Source organism: Bdellovibrio bacteriovorus (assembly GCF_048286975.1).
GTDB classification, from domain to species: domain Bacteria; phylum Bdellovibrionota; class Bdellovibrionia; order Bdellovibrionales; family Bdellovibrionaceae; genus Bdellovibrio; species Bdellovibrio bacteriovorus_H.
Genome location: NZ_JBLVRT010000001.1, coordinates 1275643 through 1296366 on the forward strand (window position 1 = coordinate 1275643; position 20724 = coordinate 1296366).

General features: G+C 50.2%; 18 protein-coding genes. All 18 read left to right on the top strand.

Annotation, left to right across the window (positions count from 1 at the left end; all coding sequences use genetic code 11):
- The first annotated feature begins 377 nt into the window (after positions 1–377).
- The 18 genes from ACNQKP_RS06385 to ACNQKP_RS06470 all read left to right on the top strand — a co-directional run bounded on the left by ACNQKP_RS06385 (position 378) and on the right by ACNQKP_RS06470 (position 20721).
- Entirely contained in the window at positions 378–3158 is a 2781-nt protein-coding gene (locus ACNQKP_RS06385; RefSeq protein ID WP_417863580.1) for a tetratricopeptide repeat protein, read from the top strand.
- Positions 3159–3166: 8 nt separating this feature from the next.
- Positions 3167–4009 carry a sigma 54-interacting transcriptional regulator gene (locus tag ACNQKP_RS06390; RefSeq protein WP_417863582.1) on the top strand — a complete coding sequence of 281 codons (843 nt, stop codon included), beginning with the start codon at positions 3167–3169 and terminating at the stop codon, positions 4007–4009.
- The gene (gene flgB, locus ACNQKP_RS06395; protein WP_041577986.1) at positions 4006–4416 is read left to right on the top strand and encodes a flagellar basal body rod protein FlgB; all 411 of its coding nucleotides are present in this window, start codon (positions 4006–4008) and stop codon (positions 4414–4416) included. The genes ACNQKP_RS06390 and flgB overlap by 4 nt, the downstream gene beginning before the upstream one ends.
- A 3-nt stretch (positions 4417–4419) precedes the next feature.
- Complete coding sequence (gene flgC / locus ACNQKP_RS06400; RefSeq protein ID WP_015092407.1) at positions 4420–4863, top strand: flagellar basal body rod protein FlgC; 444 nt, start codon at positions 4420–4422, stop codon at positions 4861–4863.
- Between the two features lie 80 nt (positions 4864–4943).
- Entirely contained in the window at positions 4944–5279 is a 336-nt protein-coding gene (gene fliE, locus ACNQKP_RS06405; protein ID WP_011165741.1) for a flagellar hook-basal body complex protein FliE, read from the top strand.
- 25 nt (positions 5280–5304) lie between these two features.
- A complete protein-coding gene (gene fliF / locus ACNQKP_RS06410) occupies positions 5305–6954 on the top strand; it encodes a flagellar basal-body MS-ring/collar protein FliF (protein WP_417863584.1) in 1650 nt (549 codons plus the stop codon).
- The gene (gene fliG, locus ACNQKP_RS06415; RefSeq protein ID WP_011165739.1) at positions 6954–7988 is read left to right on the top strand and encodes a flagellar motor switch protein FliG; all 1035 of its coding nucleotides are present in this window, start codon (positions 6954–6956) and stop codon (positions 7986–7988) included. The genes fliF and fliG overlap by 1 nt, the downstream gene beginning before the upstream one ends.
- Complete coding sequence (locus ACNQKP_RS06420; protein WP_417863586.1) at positions 7975–8760, top strand: FliH/SctL family protein; 786 nt, start codon at positions 7975–7977, stop codon at positions 8758–8760. The genes fliG and ACNQKP_RS06420 overlap by 14 nt, the downstream gene beginning before the upstream one ends.
- The gene (locus ACNQKP_RS06425; protein ID WP_011165737.1) at positions 8760–10088 is read left to right on the top strand and encodes a FliI/YscN family ATPase; all 1329 of its coding nucleotides are present in this window, start codon (positions 8760–8762) and stop codon (positions 10086–10088) included. The genes ACNQKP_RS06420 and ACNQKP_RS06425 overlap by 1 nt, the downstream gene beginning before the upstream one ends.
- Positions 10089–10101: 13 nt before the next feature.
- Positions 10102–10551, top strand: a complete 450-nt coding sequence (fliJ, locus tag ACNQKP_RS06430) for a flagellar export protein FliJ (protein WP_417863587.1) — start codon at positions 10102–10104, stop codon at positions 10549–10551.
- A 4-nt stretch (positions 10552–10555) separates the two neighbouring features.
- Positions 10556–11359 carry a magnesium transporter MgtE N-terminal domain-containing protein gene (locus ACNQKP_RS06435; protein WP_417863588.1) on the top strand — a complete coding sequence of 268 codons (804 nt, stop codon included), beginning with the start codon at positions 10556–10558 and terminating at the stop codon, positions 11357–11359.
- Positions 11360–11754: 395 nt separating this feature from the next.
- Positions 11755–13218, top strand: coding sequence for a flagellar hook-length control protein FliK (locus ACNQKP_RS06440; RefSeq protein WP_417863590.1), 1464 nt, complete (start codon positions 11755–11757; stop codon positions 13216–13218).
- Positions 13219–13286: 68 nt separating this feature from the next.
- Positions 13287–14291: a flagellar hook assembly protein FlgD gene (locus tag ACNQKP_RS06445; protein WP_417863591.1), complete on the top strand. Its 1005-nt coding sequence runs from the start codon at positions 13287–13289 to the stop codon at positions 14289–14291.
- On the top strand, positions 14291–14725 hold the full coding sequence (locus ACNQKP_RS06450; RefSeq protein WP_011165732.1) for a TIGR02530 family flagellar biosynthesis protein: 435 nt from the start codon (positions 14291–14293) through the stop codon (positions 14723–14725). Before ACNQKP_RS06445 ends, ACNQKP_RS06450 begins: the two co-directional genes overlap by 1 nt.
- Before the next feature lie 129 nt (positions 14726–14854).
- Positions 14855–16138, top strand: coding sequence for a flagellar hook protein FlgE (locus ACNQKP_RS06455; protein ID WP_417863593.1), 1284 nt, complete (start codon positions 14855–14857; stop codon positions 16136–16138).
- A 251-nt stretch (positions 16139–16389) separates the two neighbouring features.
- Positions 16390–17064 carry a response regulator transcription factor gene (locus tag ACNQKP_RS06460; RefSeq protein WP_088564149.1) on the top strand — a complete coding sequence of 225 codons (675 nt, stop codon included), beginning with the start codon at positions 16390–16392 and terminating at the stop codon, positions 17062–17064.
- Positions 17045–18457: an ATP-binding protein gene (locus ACNQKP_RS06465; RefSeq protein WP_417863594.1), complete on the top strand. Its 1413-nt coding sequence runs from the start codon at positions 17045–17047 to the stop codon at positions 18455–18457. The genes ACNQKP_RS06460 and ACNQKP_RS06465 overlap by 20 nt, the downstream gene beginning before the upstream one ends.
- Before the next feature lie 77 nt (positions 18458–18534).
- Positions 18535–20721, top strand: a complete 2187-nt coding sequence (locus ACNQKP_RS06470; RefSeq protein WP_417863595.1) for a hypothetical protein — start codon at positions 18535–18537, stop codon at positions 20719–20721.
- Positions 20722–20724: the final 3 nt, after the last annotated feature.

Here is a 20724-nt window from a genome sequence, read left to right on the forward strand (position 1 = left end):
GAATTTCCCCACTGCTTCTAGCGCCCCATCGAGAGCTCTCGTTAGCGCGTAGAAAAAGTACAGAGAACACACGTCGTGTGCACAAGCCCACAAAATCTGCCGGCACACCAGGCTCTAGGAAAGGCCACACCCAAGCCAGACGCAAGTTCCGCAGCAGCACGTCCCAAAGGGACGGCGTCCGCGAGGACTGTCCGAAGCGGCTGGTTTGGGTGTGGCCTTTCCTAGGGCCGGGTAGTCAGCCGTCAGTGTTTTGGCGGTGGTGTTGGAAATTCTATGAAACTTTTTGCCCATCTGGAAATTATTTGCCAATGGACCTTTGAAAGAGGTGGCACCGTATGTGCAATAGCAGAACGAAGGGAAGAGAAGGGGTTCAAGGAGTGAACACTTTACGTAATTTGATTGTGGCAGGATGCCTGTTCTTTGGTCTAGCTTCAGCGCAAGCGGCGAAGGTCAATGGAATCATTAATTTTCAGGGCGACACTGTTCACATGGAACTGTCGGGCCAGCAAAATTGGGATTACGACGTCAAACGCCTTGATAAAAAAGGTCAGGTTGTCGTTGAAATGACTGTGCCGGCGTTGGATGAATCCACGATCGGTTCTCTTTCCTCCTTTAAAAGTGATTTCGTGACAGCTGTTGCCGTGGACCGCAAGGGTCCGGATGGCAAGAACGTGATTCAGTTCACCCTTTCTGGTGAAGACATCGAGACATTTGATTACCTGACGGATCAGCCTTCTCGTTTGATCATGGATTTCTATGTGAATCCATCTGCGAAGCCTAAAAAAGACGGCAAAGCAGTTGCCAAAAAAGACACACAGATTCCGACCGAGCTGCCAGCTAAAGATGTGAAACCTGTGGCGAAAGTCAAAACTGACAAGAACCGCAAACCAGCGGCGGACACTTTGGCGATTGCAGATCAGGGCGTGGGCTTTGCCGCTAATGATTCAGTGAAATCCGGTATCTTTGACGGTGGCGATCCGGACTATTCCCGCTTCTCGGTCAAAGACTACGAGATCAAAGAAGAGGCGATGATCCGCGCCAAGGATAACTATTATATCCCTTTCCCGATGCTGGAAACTCCGGTCAGCTACTGGGAGAAAATGAAGATCACTCCGGCGATCTACCAGATTTCCCCGCAGTCCACGGAAGAAAACAAACAGGCTCGTTTGCTTTTGACGTTGTTTGAAAAGCAGCGCTATGGCGTTTACCTGAAAACTCAGGCCTGGTTCAAAGACAAATATCCAAAATCTGAATACAACGAAGTCATTGATTTCATGACCGCCGACGTTCACCTGGCCCTGTGGCAGGAAGAAGGCCGCATGAAAGACTATGACGAGGCGATGCAGAAATATAAAGAGGCAGTTGCTAAGTATCCGCGTTCTCCTTTGGCGGAAAGAACGTCAGTGAAGACGGGCTTCCTGGCTCTGGAAAAAGGCGATGCACTCAATTCCCTGCGTTTATTCCAAGAACACATCGACAACAAAAACTTCTCGGGCAAAGAATCTGTTTCCAAGGATCTGGCGCGTCTGGGCATGGGTTTGGCTTTCATGAAGTTGAATAAATGGACAGATGCAATTGCCCAGTTTGATCAGGTTGAAAAAGAAGCTTTCAACCGCGATTTGAAAGTGGAAGCAGCCTACCGTCGTGGTGACGTGTGGGTGCGCGGCAAGAACTATGCAAAAGCGGTTGATGAATATCAGAAAGCTTTGAAGAAGTATCCAGAGGGACAGAGCTCTTACCCGAATGCCTTCTTCAATCAGGCGGAATCTTTGTTCATGATGAACAAGTACCCGCAAAGTCTGGACACTTATCGTGAATTCGTAAAGAAGTTCCCAAGCAGCAACCATTCGGCATTTGCGATGACCCGCATGGGTGAATTGCTTGAAATCTTCGGTGCCGACAAGTCCCGCGTGATGGGGGCTTACCTTGAAACTTACTTCCGTTATGGTGAAACTCCAAATGCGGTGATTGCGCGTTTGCGTCTGTTGAGTGCGCGCATGAAGGGCATGAAGCCGAAGGAAGTAAACCACGCCGTTGAAGAAATCATGTCATTGGCAAAAAAGATTGATCTTCCGAACATCGAGCAGTTTGCAACTGTGATGGTGGCGGATGGTTACACGCACCGTGGTGAACACCAAAAAGCGGTGGATCTGCTTTCCAAATACTATAAAGAACATCCCACTTCTGTGGATGTTCCGCTGCTGACCAACCGTATTGTTTCCAACATCAATGACAAGCTGGAATCCGAAGTTAACGATGGCAACTTCATCAAGGCATTGAAAACCCACAGTCAATATGCTGACAACTGGCTGAAAAACTCCAAGCGTCTGGATACCAAATACAACGTGGGCCGTGCATTTGAAATGGCCGGGGTTCCGGTTGAAGCGGAAAGATACTACAAAGACGTTTTGAACCGTATTTATGCAATTCGTGGTACCGCAGAAGCCAAAGAAATTCAGGTGAAAGAGCAGATTCCTTCCGAGGACGAACTGAACCTGCGTCTTTCCAACGTGTTCACTCAGGAGCAAAAATACAATCAGGCCTATGACTATCTGAAAAACATCAAAACGCCGGAAAAAATGGACGAACAATCCCAGATCGAACGCGTGAACATCGCGGTTCGTTTGCTGGAAAAACGCGGGGACAATGATTCTGCGGTTCGTTACCTGGGCGAACTTTTGCGCACATGGAAAGGCCAGCCGCAACTGGTGGCAGAACCTTATCTGAAACTGGCTGAACTTCAGGTGAAACAAAGCAAACCGGATGAAGCCATCCAGTCATTGGAAATGATCGATAAATTGCAAAGTGATTCCGGCAAGATTTCCCCGGTGATCCACGTCAAGGCGCTGGAAATGATGGGGGATATCTATCTGAATAAAAAGCAGCAGGATCTGGCGACAGGTTCCTATGAAAAGCTGCTGGAAAAATACGAAGACAATCGTCCGCTTTCCTCCATCCGATACAAACTGGGTCAGATCTACTTCAAAGCAGGTGAGATCCAGAAAGCGGCCGAGGTCTGGAATGACTTCAAAGGTGACAAGAGCGGGTTCTGGAAGAATCTGGCTCAGGAGCAGTTGAAGAATTCAGAATGGCGTGACGGTTACAAGAAATATATCAAAAGAATTCCAGCTATGTCTGAGAACGAGCAAGGCCAATAGGAGTTTGGATGTCGTACTTTGATTTTGATGCTCTACACATCGAAGATAGAAGAATGCACGAAGTGAAACAGCTGAGCTTGCAGTTGGCTTCAACGCAGGCAAGTTTGCTTCTGGTCGGTGAAGCCGGTGTGGGTAAAACAAGTCTGGCTCGTTACATTTACACCAAAAGCCGTTCAGCACGCCTGTACTGCCTGGATTGCAAAAACGCCGGTGGCTTTGACTTCTCGCGCGTGGATGGCGGTACTTTGCTGATTGAAGATCTGGATTGCGCGTCTGTGGCATTGCAAAATGACCTGATGAAGCTGGTGGAAAGAGCTGACGGCACTCGCCCTCGTTTCATTTCCACATCCCGTCGCGATCTGCGCGCGTTGGTGAAGCAGGAACAATTCCGTCAGGATTTGTTCTATAAGCTGGCGGTTGTTCATCTGGAACTGCCGCGCCTGGAAGACCGTCGTCAGGACTTCCAGAACATTGTGAACTTTATTCTGGAAGTGTCCCAGATCATGCACGGCAAGTCGGGCTTGCGTTTGACGGCGGAAGGTTTCGATCGCCTGAACAGCTGGAACTGGCCTGGCAACATCCGTGAGCTTGAAAACGTGCTGGAAAGAGCCGTGGTTCTTGCAAAATCTTCACTGATTGGGCCTGAATCCATTCAGTTTGAGGCTGTGGTCGAGGATATGGACCTGGATTTTGCCCCGGGCATGTCCCTTTCTGAGGTCGAGAAGCGTCTAATTATTCAGACTCTGGAGCTGACCGCCCAGAACCGCACCCGTGCGGCGCAAATGCTTGGAATCAGTATTCGTACCTTGAGAAACAAACTTAATGAGTACAAGGAAGCAGGTGTTTTATGAGTAATATCTTCGATAAAACAACCAACGCGCTGGCGACCTCACTGAGCATGAGGCAGCTCCGTCACAATGTGACATCCTCGAATATCGCCAATGCCGAGACTCCGGGTTATCACGCCAAGAAAATGGATTTCGAAGGTGCTTTGCAAAGAGCCCTGGATCTGGATGGCGCAAACTCCCTGAGCACGAGCAATCCGGAACACTTCGCGGTGGGCGGAATCTCTGTGAACAAAACCCGACCGGACATTTATGATGATCCGGAAGGAGCTGTGAACAACGATGGAAACACCGTCGATGTTGAAAAAGAAATGTCGGCGTTGTCAGAGAACGCGATCATGTACAAAGCGGCTCTGCAACTGATCAACAAGAAAATGGCGGCACTGAAGTATGCCGCAACCGAAGGGCGGTAATAGATGGCTGATTTTTTGACGGGGATGAGAATCAGCAGCAGTGGTATGGCGGCGCAAAGAATGCGCATGAATACCATTGCCAGCAATATTGCCAACATTAATACGACCCAGACCCCCGAAGGTGGTCCGTATCGCCGTAAGGACGTGGTTTTCGAGGCGATGCCCGATGCCAAGAACTTTGGCGAGATCATTACATCGACGGATCCGGCAGGAAGCTTCCAGCGGGTCCAGGTCACAGATGTGGTCTCGGATCGCAAGGCGCCGCTGCTCAAGTATGAACCGGACCATCCTGATGCAAATGCAGACGGATACGTGGCTTATCCGAACATCAATTTGATGGAAGAAATGACCAATATGATACAGGCATCGCGTTCCTACGAGGCCAACGTGACAGCGGTTCAGGCGTCGAAGGATATGGCGCTTTCCGCGCTGGAGATAGGCAGGTAATTCCTTCCTAGACCCCGGCAAAAATTAAGGACTTTTTTACGCAAGTTTAATACAATTTTATCAGAGGAGAAGGTGAAGCCATGGAGGGTTTTACTGTATCAAATGCAAACAGGTTTCTCGATAATGGAATCGTCCGTGATTCCAAGTCACTAAGCATCGAGAACACCCCTTCAACGAGTTCGACATCCGGTACGGGCAAGAGCTTCGCCGACACCCTGAAAGACGCCGTAGGCAGCGTGAATGAAATGCAAAAGGCTTCAGATAAAGCCATGCAGAATCTCGCGACTGGCAAAACGGACAACGTGGCCGATGTGATGATCGCCGCGGAAAAAGCAGACATCGCCCTGAAGGTGATGGTGCAAGTGCGCAACAAGATTATTGATGCGTACCAAGAAGTTATGAAGATGCAGGTTTAGTTTTCCTTAGGCTGGAGGGGTTTCCTTGAATAAGATTTTTGGTGGATTGGTTGTCCAGTTTCGCGAGTTCTTCAAAAACCTGGGTCCGACCAAAAGACTTTCAGTAATTGCGGTTACTGTAATTGCGGCGGTGGCACTTTTCACGATGCTGTTTATGGCTTCAGGGAAAGACTATGTGCCATTGTTCACAAACATTCCGACGGAGCAGGTTTCCACAATCGTTGGAAAGCTGAACGAAAAGAATGTGCCGTTCCAGCTGCGTGATGGCGGTAAGACAATCGCCATTCCAAAAGAACTGCTGCACTCAACCCAGATGACATTGATGTCCGAAATCGGTTCCCCGAAAATGGGTTCCATCGGTCTTGAGATCTTTGACAAGCAGGATTTCGGCATGAACTCCTATGCTCAGAAGATCAACTATCAGCGGGCCCTTCAGGGTGAGCTGATGCGTGCGATCAACACGCTGACAGCAGTGAAACAATCCAAAGTGATTCTGGCTTTGCCAAACAAAAAGACCTTCCTTGAAGAGGGCGGTCAGGCGTCAGCGTCTGTCGTGGTGGAATTGCACCAGGGTAAAGAGCTGACTCAGGAACAGGTGCGCGGTATCCGTTACCTTGTGGCGAACTCTGTTGAGGGCATGGACGCGGACAAAGTCACAGTCCTGGATGAGCGTGGTAAAGTTCTGACCCGCGTGGCTGACGGGACAACCGGTGGTTCCAATGAACTGCTGGATCTGAAAGCCAAAATTGAAGGCGACCTGGAAGACCGTATCGAAGACATCCTGACAAAGGTTGTTGGTCATGCCAAGGTTGTGGCGAAAGTGGATGCGACTCTGAATCACCGTGTGATCTCTTCTGTGGAAGAATCCGTGGATCCGGACAAAACAGCCATCCGTTCCCAGCAGTCTGAAGAGGAATCTTTGGACGGCTCCCGCACCAATCCAGCCGGTGTGCCGGGTTCCCGTTCCAATCTGCCGGGGGCAGAGGACCAGGGGACTGTGGGCTTCCGTCAGGATGTTAAAAAAGAAATCAAGACAACGAACTATGACGTGCCAAAAACCGTGCGTAATATCCGTGAATCCGCAGGGAATCTGGAGCGCGTGAGCGTGGCGGTTGTTGTTGACGGCATGATGACGACGACAACCAAAGCCGACGGCACCACCGAGACGACCTGGAAACCGCGCTCGGCTGAAGAGCTGCGCAAGTACGAGGATCTGGTTAAAAATGCGATCGGTTTCAATACCGCCCGTGGCGACAGTGTAAAAATTGAAAATATCCAGTTCCAGCCGGAAGACTTCTCTGAAGCAGAGAAAATCCTGACGACACTGGAAAGAAAAAAGCTGATCCACGCGTTGTTCAAGTGGGCATTGCTGGGCTTCAGCTTGGCGCTGTTCTTCTTCATCGTGGTGCGCCCGTTCATGCAGTGGATCACCGACAGCTTCCAGGATTCTGTTGAGGAAATGCTTCCTCGCACAATCGAAGAGCTGGAAGAACTGCAGTCTGTGGATAACACCCTTCCGGGCATGTCCACTGCGTTGCCGGTCCTTCAGGAATCCATTGATCCTGAGAAGGCCGAATCTGAATTGCTGAAAGATCGTATCCTGTCATCAATGAGTCGTGACGAGGAAAAAGCAGCCAACGCCTTTGGCATGTGGCTGGTTAGGAAGGATGGCTAATGAAACTTCATAAGTCAGATAATATTGAGTATGAAAATCTCAAGGGCTTCGACAAGGCCGCAATCCTGATCAATTACCTTGGCAAGGATGCGGTGAAGGTTTTGCTTCGCCGTATGGACGACTCTGACATCCGCAAGCTGATCAACCAAATGAGCAAATTGCGTGTGGTGCCGGTTCACGTGACCAAACGTGTGCTGGAAGAGTACTACGAAATGATCTCTGAAACTGAAGACTACATTTTCTCTGAAAATATCTCTGCCAAGGACACCATTGTGGACGCCCTGGGTGAGGAAAGAGCCCGTGGCATCCTGGGGGGCTTGAACATCACTTCCGGTGGTTCCCGTTCTTTGGAGTCCCTGGAGATGGTCGACGCAAAATCTTTGGCGACCTTCCTGGTGAATGAGCACCCGCAAACCGTAGCCGTGATCCTGGCGCATCTTGAGCCCGAGAAAAAAGGCGAGGTTCTGAAACGTCTTCCGGAAGCCCTGCAGGCCGAAGTGGTTCTGCGTATGGCGAATCTGGAGCACGTCGATCCTGAATTGATTGCTGAAATTGACCGTGTATTGAAGAACCAGTTGTCCAATACGGCGACGGTCGAGCAGGCGGCATTGGGTGGCGTACATCCGGTGGCGGAAATGCTCAACGTCATGGACAAGAACACGGAAACCGCGATCATGTCCCGCCTGGAGGAAAAAGATCCTCTGCTGGCCGAAGAGATCCGCAAACTGATGTTCGTCTTCGACGACATCGTGAAAATCGACGACCGTGGTATTCAGTCGCTTCTTAAGGAAGTGGCGAACGAAAAGCTTCTGCTGGCGCTCAAAACTTCCAGCGAAGAGATTCGTACGAAGATCTTCAAGAACATCTCTGCCCGTGCGGCCGAGATGCTGCGTGAGGATCTGTCGAACATGGGTCCATCCCGTCTGTCCGACGTCGAGTCGGCTCAGCAGGAGATTGTGAACGTGGCACGCCGTCTGGAAGCCGAAGGAAAAATCCTGATCGCAAGAGGTGGTTCAGAAGATGCAATGGTCTAATCGCGCCTCCAAGTCCGTTCTGTCCAAGGAAGTGGCTGAAAAAACAGTGCTCGAGTTTGTTCCCATGCGTTTCGATCTGGGGACTCCCGAGCAGGCCATGAACTATCTGGCAGAAAAGAGCAAAGGCTCTGACTTCCGCATGAACGATGCCGTGCGTGTGCAGACAGGTATTGATCAGGTGGAAAAAGGCAACGACGAGGAAAAAGTCGAAGTGGCCGCTTTGGAAAAGCTGAAAGAAATCCAGGAAGGCGCCTATCAGGAAGCCTATCGCCTGGGTCTGGAAGAGGGCCGTAAAGAGGCCTTCGAACAGGTGTCTGCGGATATCGCCGAGCGTATGGCCGGTTTGGACACCCTGTTGCTGACCATCAAAGAACTTAAAAAAGAAATGTCCGGATTCAACGAAGCCCATCTGCTGAAACTGATGTTCCAGATGGCCTCCCGTCTGGCCAAAACCGAACTAAACAGCAACAATGACGCGATGGTGGGAATCCTGCGCGACGCGGTTGGTTTGGCTCAGGACGAGGAAGAAATCACCGTTCACGTGTCCCAGGCTCAGTTTGACTTCCTTGAGGAGCTTAAATCCGAGACCGGCCGTGAATTTGAATTCATCAAAAAAATCAAATTTGAACCCAACGCTGAAGTGGCTGACGGCGGTTGCATTGTTGAAACCAACTATGGTGAAGTCGATGCCCGCATTGAACAGCGCGTGGAACAGTTGTGGTCTGTTCTTTCTGAAAACATGCCCAAAGTTAAAGACAGGATTGCCGGTTAATGAGCGAATTTGAACTGAACCTGGATAAGTATTCTGACGTGATCCAGTCTGTCCATTTGACGAAGGACAGCGGTAAAGTCACGGAAGTGAACGGGATGCTTATCAAAGGATATCTGCCGGGCGCAAGCGTTGGCAGTATCGTGTCCATCAATCCCAGCGGGATGGAAAAATCCTTCCTGGCCGAGGTGGTGGGGTTCAAGGACAAGCATGTTCTGATGATGGCTCTGAACGACATGAGAGGCGTGGCCCTGGGATCGAAAATCGTTCTGGCCCGTCAGATCGCCACCGTGCGCGCGGGTGAAGAGCTTTTGGGCCGCGTGGTGGATGGCCTGGGTCGTCCTCTGGATGACAAGGGCGAAGTCGAAAATTTCCGTGAAGTTCCTTTGTACAGTGAAGTTCGCAACCCTCTGGATCGCCGTCCGATCCGTGAGCCTATTGACCTGGGGATTCGTGCCATCAATGGCGCATTAACCGCAGGACTGGGCCAGCGTGTCGCTATTATGGCGGGTTCCGGTGTGGGTAAGTCCGTATTGCTGGGCATGATGGCCCGTAATACGAATGCCGACGTCAACGTGATCGCCATGATCGGTGAACGTGGGCGTGAGGTGCGCGAATTTATCGAGCACGATCTGGGCCCGGAAGGGATGAAAAGATCGGTTGTTGTCTGTGTGACCAGTGACCAAAGCCCGCTGCTGCGTATGCGTGGTGCTTATGTGGCGACGGCTCTGGCTGAGTACTTCTCCTCTCAGGGGAAGAATGTGTTGTTGATGATGGATTCCGTGACTCGTTTTGCGATGGCTCAAAGGGAAATCGGTCTGAGCACCGGTGAACCGCCATCTCAAAAGGGTTACACCCCCAGCGTCTTTGCCACCCTGCCTAAGCTCCTTGAGCGTGCCGGGTCCTTTGAGGGCGAAGGCAGTATCACCGGCTTCTATACGACGCTGGTGGAAGGGGATGATATGAATGATCCGATCGGGGATTCAGTTCGTTCCATCGTGGACGGGCACATCGTTCTAAGCCGCTCTTTGGCTCAGAAGGGTCATTTCCCGGCGATCGATATCATGCAAAGTGCCAGCCGGGTGATGCGGGCGGTGTCTTCGCCGGAGCACTCCAAGCTGGCGCAAAAGCTGCGTGAAACCCTGGCGGTCTATAAAGACGCCGAGGATTTGATTAACATCGGTGCCTACAAGCCGGGATCCAATCCCAAGATTGACCGGGCCGTGAAGGTGATTGATCAGGTGAACGACTTCCTTAAACAAAGAGTCGAGGACCCGACCAACTTCACACAGACCGTGCGCCAGATGCAGCAGATCCTCATTAATGCTTAAGCGGGGGTAGTTCGTGAAATTCAAATTCCCGCTTCAAAAGGTTCTTGAACATCGTAAAATCAAAGAAAATCTGGCGCAAAAGGACTTTCAAGAGGCTGTAAACCTGTTCAATGAAGAACAGGAGCGGCTGAATCAAATGTCGGCGCAGATTCAAAATGCCCATTTGCAGGCAGGTGCTCTTTCCTCCCAAGGCGGGGCCCAAGGTCCAGCTCTTTCCCAGATCCACGAGTTTCTTCAAGGTCAGCAAATCCGCATCCAGAGACAAGTGCAAAAAGTTCAGGAATTCGAGAAATTGGTCGAGGCCAAGAGAGAAATTTTGCGACAAGCCGCTCTGGAATATAAAATTATGGAGAAGATGCGCGAAAACAAGTTCGAAGAATATCGGGCTGAGCGTCTTTCCAATGACCAGAAGGAAATGGATGAACAGTCCATCCTGCGGTTTAAAGCTGTGAAGGAATCATAGGCAGATGAAAAGCGGATACGATCAGTTCTTCAAAAATGCACGCCAGGTTGCCGACCAGAACAACGGAGTGAAGTTTCAGAAAAGAAATCCTTCTCCGAAACTGCATCTGGATCTGGCTTCCGAGGACGTTGAACAGCAGATCCGCCGCCGCATGAAAATGTCTGCACCAAAGAAAAAGAAAAAAGCCCCGGTGCCATGGAAAATGATTGGCGTGTCTTTCTTTGGTTTTATGGTTGCCATCTGGGGATTCCAGAATCACGAAGAAGTTGAAAACATCATCAAACGTGTCGAAGTTCAGATGACTGGCGAAGCGATTGCCCAGCCGTCAGCGGCTCCAGCAGAGCCAACTCCGGCAGAGCCGAAAGCGGAAGCCCCGGTGACGGCGGCGATGAGCGGGGCTGAAATTGATCACCTGCAAAAGCTGAATGAAAGAAACAAAGAGCTTGATGCGCGTGAAGAAGAACTGAACCGCATGGAGACCGAACTTGCCACCCAGAAGGTGGAACTTGAAAAACGCCTGAAAGAGCTGGAAGAGATGCGCAGCAAGATCTCCGGCATTCTGGAAGACCGGGTCAAGGCGGACGACGAAAAAGTCGATACTTTGGTACAGATGTACACCAATATGAAGCCACCCCAGGCGGCCAAAGTCTTTGAGACGATGGACGAGGATTTGGCAATTGAAATACTTGGTCGTATGAAAAAGAAGAATGCTGCTGATATTATGAATTTGTTGAAGCCTGAAAAAGCTCAGATTTTGTCTGAGATGTTTGCGGGCTACAAGCGTCGTGCTCCAGCGAGCGCGAAGTAAGACAGTAACGACAGTTTTTTCCAGGGAAGGAGGAAGGTTTGTTACAAAGTATCGTACCCCCCATGGTGGGTGCGACCGAGATGAAGTCACCACCTGACAGAGGGGTGGAGAAAGACTTCAAGGGAACCGGATCCGGCTCATCCTTCGGCAAAGCTCTCGAGGAGAAAATAACCTCGAAAGACCCGAAAGAAACGAAAGAGCCACCGCAACGGGACATGAAGGCGAAGAATGAAAAGCCTGAAAAGACCGAAGCGAAAAAGGGGAAGGAACCCGAGGTCAGCCAAAACGATGGGAAAACAGAACGAAAGGGAACGGTTCGACAGCAAAAAATAAAAGAATTCATGGACTCCTTCGAGAGTGAATTCGAAATATCCCCCACGCGACTCGTGGAGGCGATGTCCCAGCTGGACGACACCCAACTAGTACAATCCCCGGAAGAGACGGCACAAGCCGTGATCTCTCAATTGGGACTCAGTGATGAGGACGCAGACAAAGCGCAGGCGATGTATGCGGGCTTGTTGCTGCAGTTGCAGCAGACTCCTGCGCCGGCGAAGGCTCCGGAATTTGCTGTGGGTGCTGGCGTGGTGACTCAGGCCGGTGTGCAGCTGCGTGCTGAACAGGCGCAGGCAAAGCAGAACATGCTGGGTAATACCGTCGACCGTTTAAATCAAAAATTCTGGACAGACGCGCAGGCAAAACCATTGCCTTCAGCGGCGTTGGGGCAGCTTGATGCTGCGGCCATGCAGAACATGGATCTGGATGAGGCGTCTTTTGCGGATATTCCGAAACAGGAAATCCCGATGGAGATGCCACTTCCGGAAATGCCTCAGCAGCAGGCGCCAAAGCTTCCTGAACTTCCACCGCATCTGCAGGGTCAGATGAAGGACACCATGTCGCCGGCGTTGCTGGCGGCCTTGGCGGCAAAGAAAGCGACTGAGGCACAGGCTGCCCAGGGAACTGGTGTTGCGGCTGAAGCGGCGGTCTCAGAACAGGGCGCGGAATTGATGGCAGAGTTTACTCAGGCGGTTAAAACGCCGGAGGCTCCGAAGATTCCGACGGCTCAGGCTTTGAATCCGCTGGAAGTGCAGGCCAAGCTTTCCCAGGAATTCATGCGCAATGAATCCCAGGGTGGCAATCTGATGCAACAGGGCAATGACTTCATGAAAGGCATGAGCGCCGAAAAGGAGATGGGTGAAAAATCCACTCTGACATCCGGCGAATTCAAGCAGGGCTTGGAAGGCCTTCATGGTGTTCACGGCGCTCCGATCAAGGGTGAATCCCTGAAGATGGATGCGGCTTTGCCACTGGCAGGGACGGCACCACAGGCTCCGGTTGATGCCAAGGAAAACGAGGCGGCCGTGAAGCAGCTGATGAATCAGGCCCAGTACCTGATCAAACGCGGTGGCGGCGAAATGAAGGTTCAGATGACCCCGGAGGGTATGGGAACCATTCACCTGAAAGTCATGCTTCAGGACGGTAAAGTGAACATGCAGATGTCAGCAGATACTCAGGAGGCTAAAAAAGCCATCGAGTCCAGTCTAGCTGAACTGAAAACCAGTCTTGCTGCTCACAAATTGTCCATGGAGAATGTAAAGGTGGATGTGGTGAACTCGACATCCGCGGATACGGCAATGCAAAACCAGACCAACATGAACGGCAATCAGCAAAGAGACCAGACGCGCCAGTTCTGGAACCAGTTCAACGAGAACTTCGGTTCCCAGGGCCGCAAGGAATCTTTCGCAGACATGCCTTCACTGAAAGGTTATGGCAGTCGCCGTGATCCACTTCAGCCGATCGAGACACAAAGCGTGTCCCGCAAAGTTGAAGGCCGTGGCAGTGGACTGAATCTTGTAGCGTAACGGCTATGCCGGCAGAGCTGAAGGCCCGGCAGGGCCGTAAGCTGAAGCAGCTTTAAAAGGAGTTAAGCATGACAATGGTGAACGCGAAACTTGGAGTGAATGCATTCGGAGCGACTCAGACAAAACCTGAGACCGCCGGAGCGTCCAACATGAGCGTGGCAGACAGAGAAAAGCTGGGCGGTGAAAACGTCGGCGAAGTTCTGAATAAAATTGTCGATGCCAACTGGACAGATCCCTCCAAGAAAGTTCGCGCGGTCGGTAATCCAAGCCTGGACAAGGATGCCTTCTTCAAGCTGATGCTGACACAGATGAAAAATCAGGATCCGACGAATCCACTGAAGAGCCATGAGATGGCGGCACAGTTGGCAAGCTTCTCCTCTCTGGAGCAGATGCAGAACATGAACAAGTCACTTGATGAAATGAAGAACGGTCAGAAGCCTTCGGAAAACTTCCAGGCACTGAATCTGATCGGTAAAGCAGTCGCAGGTGATTCTTCGAAAGTGGTGCGCGGCACGAATGACAGAGAGCATGATTTCAAATTCACTCTGCCAATGGCTGCAAGCGAAGTGTCGGTGAAAGTTCGTGATGCCGAAGGGAATGTCGTGCGCACGTACAATCTGAAGTCACTGAAAGCGGGCGAAAACAAACTGACCTGGAATGGTGAAGACGAAAAAGCAATGAAGGCTTTGCCTGGTGAATATCAATTCATCGCAGAAGCCAAAACTGCTGACGGTAAGAAGATGGGAATCAAAACAGACTTCGACGGAATGATCACTGGCGTGAGCTATTCCAATGAAGGCCCTGTGCTTCACGTGGGAAATCAGGCGATTCGTTTCTCTGATGTGAAGAAGATTACAGACCCACGTCTTATGACCACCGACCAGAAAGTAAATGATGTAACAAACCTAGACTTGAAGAAAGATGATGCTAAAGGACAAACTATGAAAGAGGGGAATGCAGAGTTACAAAACTCTTCCATGAATCCTGCTCCTGTAGCAAAATCTAACATCATGAACAATGTGGGCTTGTCCCGCGACATGATGGAAAAGATCGCGAAGGAGACAGCGAAGTAATGGTCGATTTAAAGAAGATACAAACTCTTGATCAACTCATCCCGCAGCAGCCGGCCAAGGTTAAACAACCTCAGCTGGATGGTACGGGACCTTCCTTCAAGGACACGCTGGATCAGCTCGGAGGCCTGAAGCCTCAGAACCTGGGACAGATGAATCCTGCAGGCCCGGTGAAGGGCGCGGAAGGGGTTAAGTTTTCGAATCATGCGATTGAGCGTATGAGAACCCGGGGAATAAATTATTCTCCAGAGGACATCTCAAAACTTTCAGACGCGGTTTCGAGAGCGGCGGCAAAAGGTTCCAAGGATTCATTGATTTTGATGAATGACTCGGCACTGATTGTCAGCGTGAAGAACAACACGGTTGTCACGGTGATGGACAAGAATGCGCTCAAAGAGAACGTGTTCACCAACATCGACTCAACAGTGGTTCTTTAATCTGTGAAGCTGTCCCGAAGAGACAGATAAGCAGCTGGATTTAAAAACTAAATATTAGGGCTGGTCCTCGTAGAGGAGGCCCTCCAAACGGCGGAATTCGACTAATTCTGCCAACGACATGGAGGTCACATGGGTATTCTTTCTTCATTGTACACTGGTGTATCCGGTATGACAGCACAGGGCGAGGCTCTGGGTGTTATCGGGGACAATATCGCCAATGCGAACACTATCGGTTTCAAAGCAAGCCGTGCAGAGTTCCAGGACATCATCTCCAAAAATCTAAAAGGTATTGTGGGTGGTAACCAAATTGGTCGCGGTGTGAAGATCGGTGCCGTAAATCCAATTCTTTCCCAGGGTAACATCGACGCCACTGAAAAAGTGACGGACCTTGCTATCTCCGGTGACGGTTACTTTAAAGTTAAAGGTTCTGACGGTGAATCCTTCACTCGTGACGGTTCCTTCCACTTTGACCGTGAAGGTTACCTGGTAACCAACGACAATCAAAAAGTTCAGGGCTTCTCCACAGACGAAAAGGGCAATATCGTTAACAAAATGACGGATATTAAGTTCCCTCGCGCTCTGATCCCGGCTAAAGCCACCAAAGAACTGAAACTGGATCTGAACCTTGACTCCCGTATGGAGCCAACGAAGAAATTCGATATCAACGATCCTTACTCCACCTCTCACTACTCCACTGGTGTTGAGATGTATGACTCTCAGGGTAACAAACACCTTGTCAGCTTCTTCTTCAACAAAGTTAACGACCGTGAGTGGGAATTCAAAGGTTTGGTTGACGGTAAAGAGATTTCTGGTGGCGAAGAAGGCAAAATGTCTGAAGTTGCTGCTGGTAAATTGATGTTCACCGTTGACGGTAAACTTGATTCTCAGGAAACAACTTCCACGAACTTCAACTTCAAAGGCGGTGCTTTGCAGGACCAGCAGGTGAAGCTGAACTTCGGTGATGCGATCAAGGATGGCGGTAAAGGTTTGGACGGTACTAAACAGTACGGTAAAAACTCTGACCTGATCTCCTGGCACCAGGATGGCGCGGCTGCGGGTACAATCACTGGCTTGTCCTTCAATGACGAAGGTACTTTGACTGCTGTGTACTCCAACGGTCAGGCCAATGACCTTGCCCAAATTGCTTTGGCTAAGTTCGAAAACCCGGAAGCTCTGTTCAAAGTTGGTAACAACCGTTTGAAAGAATCCAGAGACTCCGGTACTGCTTCCGTAGGTGCTCCAGGCGCTGCCGGCCGCGGTAAATTGTTCGCGAAATCTTTGGAAAGATCCACAGTGGATCTGGCTACAGAGTTCGTAAACATGATCCAGAATCAGCGTGGTTTCCAGGCCAATGCCAAAACCATCACGACGACGGACGAACTTCTGAACGAAGTTATTCAGTTGAAACGTTAATTCCCGCTAGTCTAAATCTACCATGACCATGTCGACAGGCTCCCTGACCAGGAGCCTGTTTTTTTTCGTTTGGCAATAGTGAATACCACGTTGTTTAGTTTCATCTTTGCAATCTCACCTCTGTGACCAATTAAATCTATGTAATAATGGCTATTTAGGGCTCCAATATGAAATTTGCTACTTTTGTTTAGAAACAAATCTGCTATAAATTGCATATAGATTTTACGAACCAGTAACAAAGGTGACTCTCGATGAGATGCTTAGTAGTCGAAGATGATAACGAGATCGCAACAATAGTGAAACAGGGCCTGGGTGAACTTGAAGGTGAAGTCGATGTTGAATCCAACGGACGCCGCGCCTTTGAAAAAGCACAGACTAATCATTACGATATTATCGTTTTGGATTTGATGCTTCCTGAAATGGACGGTTACACTTTCGCAAAGTCTTTGCGCGAAAAAGAAATCAACACACCAATTTTGATCCTGAGTGCTTTGCGCGAACTGGATGATCGCCTGAAGGGTCTAAGTATGGGTGGCGATGACTACCTGACCAAACCTTTCGCAATGGCTGAACTTCAGATCCGTGTTAAGAACTTGTTGAAGCGCTCTCAGAAGGCATCCGAAGTGACTCAACTGGTATTCCAGGACCTGAAGCTGAATCGTTTGAATCGTGATGTGGTTCGCGCCGGTAGAAAACTCGACCTTCAGGAAAGAGAATTTGTTCTTCTTGACCTGTTCATGAGTAATCCAAATAAAATCATTGGTAAGCAGACGATTCTTAAGGAAGTCTGGAACTATGATTTTGACCCTCAAACGAACGTGGTGGACGTACTTGTATGCCGACTCAGAAACAAGCTGGAAAAAGATTTCCCTACACGCCTTATCTACACGGTTAGAGGCGTAGGATATGTCCTCAAGTCGTCTTAAACCGACACTCTTCCGAATCAGCACCAAGCTGACGCTTGCGTATTCTTTGGTGCTGATTCTAAGTTCCACAGTCATCTTTAGTTTCCTTTATTTTCAGATCAGTCACGGCCTGCAAGAACAGGAACGTGGCGTGCTTTCTTCCAAGCTGGAAGAATACCGCAATCGCATTGAGGTGCGGGGTCTGGGGGAATTCAATGACTACTTCCTTTATATTCCAAATTATGACCGCGACGCTGCGTTGCTGGTCAGTGTTTTCAGTCCCAAAGGGGAAATGACCTTCCATCACGAGCCGTTCCCAAGCTTCAAATTGAACATGGAAAAGCTCAAAGAAGAGATGAATCGCCATCGCGGTCAGATCTTTGAATTTGCCATGCGCGAAATGCACGGGGGCGACACGGTCATCATTCTGGGTTCGACCCTGAAAGATGGCAGCCGGCTGGTCGTGGGTAAAAGCACCGAAAGCCTGAGTCTGCAGCTGCGCAACTTGCAAAAGATATTCTGGTGGCTACTCCTTCCCGTGGCTTTGATCGGCTTCCTGGGGGGCTTGTTCCTGTCCAACAGAACGCTCAGCCCGGTGCGGGAGTTGATCACCTCAATGAAAAAGATCGAAGGCGGTTCCCTGTCCACACGTGTTCCGATCGGGGGCAGTGATGACGAGCTGGAGGAACTAAAGGTTCTGTTCAATAAGATGCTCGATAAAATCGAAAATCTGGTGAATGGCCTGAAAGAGGCCTTTGATCACCTGGCGCACGATATTCGGACTCCGGTGACTCGTTTGCGCGGGCGCGCTGAGCTGGCTTTGACAAGCGAAGGGGATGTTGAGTCCTATCGTGAGGCTTTGCAGAGCTGCTTTGAAAACTCGGACAAGATTCTGAATTTCCTGCAGGTGCTGACGGATATCACCGAAGCAGAAAACCGCAGCAAGAAGCTGAAGATTGAAAAGAAATTCATCAGTGACCTGGTGAAAGAAATCATGAGTCTTTATGAAATGGCTTTTGAAGAAAAAGACATCAAAGTCATTCAAAAGCTAGACAGTCATGACTGGGCCATGGTCGATGCGAAACTTATCAGTCGCGTGATTGCCAATCTTCTGGATAATGCGCACAAGTACACACCACCAGGTGGTGAAGTGACGATTGAAACCATCAATCATACTGAAAACGTCATCATTCGCGTGACGGATTCGGGCCCGGGTATTTCAGCGGATGAGCACGGCATGATCTGGCAGAAGCTTTATCGCAGTGACAAGAGTCGCTCTGAATACGGCATGGGTTTGGGATTGACGTTTGTAAAAGCGGTCGTCGAAGCGCATGACGGTAAAGTTTCTGTGCGCAGCCCAGTGAAAGACGGTCGTGGTACGGAGTTCGAAGTTCTTCTGCAGAAGATGTCGTGACCTAGGTCGCGGTGTCCGGTGTTCCGCTAAATCTTGTGGCGGGGTTACACGGGCGTCGGCCATAATGATTTCATCACATGAAAAAAATCATCGTAGCATGTCTTCTTGGAATTTCGGTCTTGTCTTTCATTGTGGCAAAGCAGTTTCTGTTCAAGGCCGAAGTAAATAATGAAAATCTCGGCCCGACGCTGGCAGAAGTTCGTAATGTAAAAAACGAACTGCGCTATAAGCATTCAACGGGATTCTTCTGGGCTGACGCCGCCCAATCTCAAAAACTTTATAATGGATCTGAAGTATTCACGGGCCCTTCTTCGGAGGCCCTGCTGGAAATGCGCAACAAGGATGTCATTCACGTTCCGGCGGAAACTCTTTTGCGTATCACTGAAAATGCACAGGCCGGGACACTGGCTTTGAATCTTGAGCGCGGAAGCCTGCAAGTCGAGGGAAAAGGGCAGGGAAAATCTTTAAGTGTGCGGGTTGGAAATTCTGATCTGGTTCTGAAAGCCGATGCACCCTTTGGACTTTTCGCCAAAAAGGATGCTTCTGGCCATCTGACCCTTTCAATGGCTTCAGGTACTGTGACTTTGGAAAACGGAAATCAGAAGAAGACCCTGGGGGCCGGAGAAGCCCTGAACATTGCTGATCCTGCCGCGGCGACCGAAGAAGGCAAAGAGGCTGATAAAGACAGCATACAGGGGGCTGTAGGCGGGGGGGGCTCCGGAACCTCCGAAGTTTCTGCCGGTGGCGGCGGCGATATAAAGATCGCACCTGAATCTGAAGTTAAGAAGGTCCCAGCCGCGTTGACGATGACAGCGGTGGAAAAAGAAAAGCTGGTTCTGATCGAACCTGCTCCGAAAAAGGTCCTTTATGGCCAGGGACTTGAGTTCTTCCGCTGGAAGGGTGCTGAAGGAAAGAAGCTGACTTTGCAGACCAGCCGGACGGCGGACTTCCTGACTGAAACCCGCTCCGAGGATGTTTCTGAAATGAAAGAGGCGGTGATTCCCAAGGATCTGGGGACCGGCGAATACTATTGGCGTCTGGTGGAAAACTCAGACGGCATTCCGCACTTTTCCGAGACACGCACCTTCCGTATTGAGCGTCTGGGAACTGCCCAAATCGGTCAGCCTTCTTTGACGTTCAAAGAGCGTGGAAAATGGACACTGAATGTTCCGGTCAAAGATGCAAAGCCCGGTGAAAAGTTCCATATGCAGGTCGGAAAGAACAAGGGCTTTGAAGATATCTTTGATGAATACGAGGGTGCAATGCCTTTGAGAAGCTTCCTGGATATGTCGGGTGAATACAACATCCGCGTGCGCAAGGCATATGGGAACAGTCTTTACTCTGATTGGTCGGATCCGGCGAAAGTGATCGTGCGCCCACCGTTGTCTGCGCCACTGCTGTCGAAAACTGAGGAAAAGATCGGAGCCACAGGGCTTTCCGAGATGACTTTGTCCTGGAGTCCCGTTCCCTACGCCGTCGACTATCTGGTGCAGATTGCTGATGGCCCGAAGTTCAGTAAGATTCTGAAAAACGTGGTCGTTGAAAAAGCGCCTTATGAACTGAAGCACAATGAAAATGTTCCTGGTTACATGCGTCTTTTGGCCCGGTCGGTGGAGGGTGAGTATTCCCCGCCGTCCGAAGTCTATCAGGTCAAAGGTGTGATTAAGGGCCCGGCCATCGAGAAAAAGGAAGTTTTGCCTCCGGTCTTTGAACAAGCGGATTCAACACCGCAGTTCCACCTTGTGTGGACTCATCGTGAAGCGGCAAAGAGGTACCGTGTTGAACTGAGCCGCGATCCGAAGATGGCTGGCTCCCAAATGCTGGACACCGAGAACGTTGAATTCTTCCATTCTGTGTCGGAAGAAGGCTGGTACTATTTCCGCGTCTGGCCGGTTGTGGATGAAAGCAGGTTGTTTGGTTTGCCAACCCCTATTCTGGCGGTCTCCTATGGTAAACCCGGTCCACTGATTACACCGAAAACCATGACACCCAAGAAAAACGAAGTATTCCTGGTTCCTCGCGGTGTTCCGGTATCGATCAAGTTCACCTGGTCAGAGTCACCGGAAAATGAATGGTACGTCCTGCAGATGTCCCAGGATCAGAATTTCGCAAAGAATACAGAAATTAAAGTCGAAGCCCAGGAATACATTCTGAAAAAGCCGATGAAAAACGGTCAGTGGTACTATCGCGTTCGTGGCAGAAACAAATACCAGGCATCGGCTTGGAGTGACACTGGGGTGTTCTATTTTGGCGTCTCTCAATAAGGC